Annotated in this window: 4 protein-coding genes; all 4 read right to left on the bottom strand. The window is 68.1% G+C overall.

What is annotated here, in order from left to right:
• The coding region (locus LQV45_RS23110; protein ID WP_230008997.1) for an ABC transporter substrate-binding protein at positions 1 to 609 on the bottom strand (609 nt) is incomplete at its 3' end.
• The gene (locus LQV45_RS23105) at positions 606 to 1,352 is read right to left on the bottom strand and encodes an ABC transporter permease (RefSeq protein WP_223913873.1); all 747 of its coding nucleotides are present in this window, start codon (positions 1,350 to 1,352) and stop codon (positions 606 to 608) included. The genes LQV45_RS23105 and LQV45_RS23110, both read right to left, overlap by 4 nt.
• Positions 1,349 to 2,089: an ABC transporter permease gene (locus LQV45_RS23100; protein ID WP_230008996.1), complete on the bottom strand. Its 741-nt coding sequence runs from the start codon at positions 2,087 to 2,089 to the stop codon at positions 1,349 to 1,351. The genes LQV45_RS23105 and LQV45_RS23100 overlap by 4 nt, the downstream gene beginning before the upstream one ends.
• Positions 2,089 to 3,061 (bottom strand): ABC transporter ATP-binding protein (locus tag LQV45_RS23095; protein WP_230008995.1); only part of this gene is annotated, 973 nt, incomplete at its 5' end. The genes LQV45_RS23100 and LQV45_RS23095, both read right to left, overlap by 1 nt.

The following is a 3,061-nucleotide window of genomic DNA, read 5'->3' as shown; positions in this document are numbered from 1 at the left end:
GTTGTAGTTCTTCGCCAGGCCCGGCAGGCCGTAGGCGCGCTCGGCGAAGGTCGCCGGGGCGCCGATGACGAGATCGCCGCAGACCTTCGCCATGTCTTCGATGGACTTCAGCTGGTGCTTCTCGGCCGTGGCCTTGGTGACCACCATGGCGTCCTTGTCCTCAGCCTTGGAGGCATCGAGCACGGCCAGGCCCTGCGGGAGCTTGGTCGGGAGTGCCTTCGCGATGTCTTCGGCGGAGACCTCGGTGGCGTCCTTGTTTACATACAGCAGCAGGTTGCCGCTGTAGTCGGGAACAACGTCCACCGAGCCGTCCTGGACTGCTTTGATGTAGACCTCGCGCGAGCCGATGTTCGGCTTGGTGCTGGCGGTGACGCCCGCGGCGTTCAGGGCACCGGCGTAGACCTCGGCCAGGATCTGGCTCTCGGGGAAATCAGCCGACCCGATCACCAGGGCACCGCCGGAACCGGAGGCGGCACCGCTGCTGGCCGGGGCCGAGCTCAGCGGGTTTGATGAGCCTCCGCAGGCGGACAGGGCCATGGCCAGGCCGACGCCGACGGCCAGGCCGCCGAATGCGCGCCGGCCAAGGCCTCGTTGGCGGGATTCCTTCATGACGTACCTCCTTGAACAACAGTCTCCGCGATCACGGGGTCTGTGAGATCAACCGCAGCCTGCTGGCTGCGGTTCGGCTTGGATGAGGCGCCCCGTGACAGGAACAGCCTCTGAATAAGGGCAAGGATAAGGTCGACGCTGATGGCAAGGGCGGCGATCAGCAGCGAGCCTCCCAGCATTTGCGGGAAGTCGGAGAGCACGAGCCCGTCGAACAGGTAACGGCCCAGGCCGCCCAGGTTGATGTAGGCGACCACGGAAACGGTGGCGATCACCTGGAGCACCCCGGTCCGGAACCCGCCGTACATCACCGGCAGCGCGTTCGGGAATTCCGCCCGGAACAGGACCTGCCACTCGGTCATGCCCATGGCGCGGGCGGCATCCACCACATTGCGGTCGACGCTGGAGATTCCGGCGTAGGTGCCGGCGAGCAGCGGCGGCACGGTCAGGATCACGAGAGCCCAGATCGGCGGCATCAGCCCGATGCCGGCGAGCAGGACGAACAAGGTGAGCAAGCCGAGGGTGGGCAGGGCGCGCAGCGCGCCCGCGACTGACACGATCGCAACCCGCCCGCGGCCGGTATGCCCGACGAACAGGCCGATCGGGACGGCGATGGCGATGGCGATCACCATCACCAGGCCCGTGTAGAACAGGTGTTCGGCCAGGCGCACCGGGATTCCGGCACTGCCGGACCAGTTCTCCGGATCGCTGAGCCAGGCAAAGGTGTCCGTGACGACGTTATTCACGCGTTTCCCCCTCCGGTCTTGGGACGCGAAAACCGCATCGCCGCCGCGGCGGGGCCAGTCCTGTCCGGGCCCGCTCCCGAACCGGTGCCGCCACCCGTGGCCGCCGCGGCCCGGGTCCAGGGCGTCAGCAGCCGTTCAAGCAGCACCAGGACGGCGTCCATCAGCAGCGCCAGGAGAAGGATGGCGATGATGCCCACCACCACTTCGGTGACGAAGTCACGCTGGAGGCCGGAGGTGAAGAGCATTCCGAGGTTGCCGATGCCGAGCAGTGCCGCGACGCTGACCAGCGAGATATTGCTGACCGAGACCACGCGCAGCCCGGCGAACAGCACCGGCAAGGACAGCGGCAGGTCGATCTGCATGAAGCGGGCAAAGGGTTTGAACCCCATGGCGACGGCGGCCTGCCGCAGGTCCTCGTCCACCGAGTCGAAGGCATCCAGCGTGGCGCGCACCAGCAGGGCGATGGCGTAGATGGTCAGGGCCACCACCACGTTGACCGGATCCAGGATCCGGGTTCCGAGGATGGTCGGCAGGATGATGAAAAGCGCCAGCGAGGGGATCGTGTACAGCAGCGAGGACCCGGTGAGCACCAAGGACCGGAGCCCGCGGCTCTGCCGGGCGAGCTGGGCCAGCGGAACGGCTATGAGGACCCCGAACACCATCGGCAGGATGGCCAGGATGAGGTGCTGGCCGGCGAGGCTGAAGACTTCGGCCCTGTTGGCCAGGAACCACTCCATCAGAGCCCTCCGTGCCGGACGTTGCGGTCTGACTCGATGACGGCGAGGACTTCGGCGGCTCCGATGACTCCGGCCACCCGGCCGTCGTCGTCCACGGCGACGCCGAGGCCCGAGGGTGAGGACAGGGCCGCGTCCAGTGCCCGGCGGAGCGTGTCCCCCTTCCGGAACAGGGAGCCTCCGGGAACCATCGCCGGGGCGGTTCCGGTGGCGCTGCGGGGCCCGGCCCAGCCCAGGGGCCGGAGAGCGTCGTCGACCACCAGCTGCCATTCATCGGAGCTGCCCTCAGCCCTGAGCTGATCGGGCGTGAGAGTGGGGACGGGGTGGATGGTGACACCGTCCGAAGGGCTGAACGCAAGGTGCCGGAACCCGCGGTCACGGCCCACGAAGGAGGCCACGAACTCGTTCGCCGGGGCCCGCAGGATCTCCGCCGGCGCGGCGTACTGCGCCAGCTTGCCGCCGACGGCGAACACGGCCACTTTGTCGCCCAGGACGGTGGCCTCGTCGATGTCGTGGGTAACGAAGACGATCGTCTTGGCCAGGTCGTGCTGGAGCCGGAGGAGCTCCTTCTGGAGTTCGTCGCGGACCACCGGGTCCACGGCGCTGAAGGGCTCGTCCATGAGCAGCACCGGAGGATCGGCCGCGAGTGCCCGGGCCACGCCTACGCGCTGCTGCTGTCCGCCCGAGAGCTGGGACGGGTACCGCTTGCCGAGCGAGGAGGCCAGCCCGACGACGTCGAGCAGTTCCTGGGCGCGCTTGCGGGCGTCGGCTTTGGACACACCGTTGAGCCGGGGAACGGTGGCGATGTTGTCCAGCACGGAGCGGTGCGGCATCAACCCGGAGGACTGCATGACGTAGCCCATGGACCGCCGCAGCTGCGCGGCAGGGACTGAAGTGACATCGGCCCCGTCCACGGCGATGACGCCGGACGTGGGCTCCACCATGCGGTTGATCATCCGTAGGGACGTGGTCTTA

Source organism: Microbacterium sp. Bi128 (genome assembly GCF_918698205.1).
Note: the sequence above shows the minus strand (reverse complement) of the source record. Positions and strands in the feature narration are given on the sequence as shown.

Bases quoted from the DNA above. Each gene is read 5' to 3' on its own strand.
- LQV45_RS23100 (WP_230008996.1), bottom strand. From the start codon at position 2,089: ATGGAGTGGTTCCTGGCCAACAGGGCCGAAGTCTTCAGCCTCGCCGGC.